The following is a 425-nucleotide window of genomic DNA, read 5'->3' as shown; positions in this document are numbered from 1 at the left end:
GCGTTGTACGGTTGGGGCATGGTCAATGCCGCCAAGGCGATCAAGGGCCCGGGCCAGTTCGCCAGCAACTGGGCGGCAAACGTGACCTCCGGCTACGACAGCACCTTCAGCAACGACATCTCCGGCAGCGGCAACCTGACCAAGAACGGCGCCGGCAGACTCACCCTGAGCGGCAACAACAGCTACGCCGGCGGCACCAGCATCAGCGACGGCGTGCTGGCCTTGTCGGGCAGCGTGCGCTCCGACGTGCTGGTGCTCAATTCGGCCACGTTTGAATCGCGCGGCGGCACCATCAACGGCAACTACAGCCTGGTCAACAGCACCGGCACCACCGCGATCGAACTGGGCAAGGGCCTGACCGTGACCGGCCAGGCCAGCCTGAAAGGCAACCTGTTGTTGCTGCCGGAAGCGGCGGGCTACACGGT

1 protein-coding gene is annotated in these 425 nt (G+C 65.6%); it reads left to right on the top strand.

Annotated elements, in window-relative coordinates; genetic code table 11:
- Nucleotides 1-18: 18 nt before the first annotated feature.
- Nucleotides 19-425: autotransporter-associated beta strand repeat-containing protein (locus D7X96_RS39295; RefSeq protein WP_208647463.1), on the top strand; the 407-nt coding region annotated here is incomplete at its 3' end.

The organism is Corallococcus interemptor, assembly GCF_003668875.1.
GTDB classification, from domain to species: domain Bacteria; phylum Myxococcota; class Myxococcia; order Myxococcales; family Myxococcaceae; genus Corallococcus; species Corallococcus interemptor.
The sequence above is the reverse complement of the archived record's forward strand: the minus strand, read 5'-3'. Positions and strand labels throughout refer to the sequence as shown.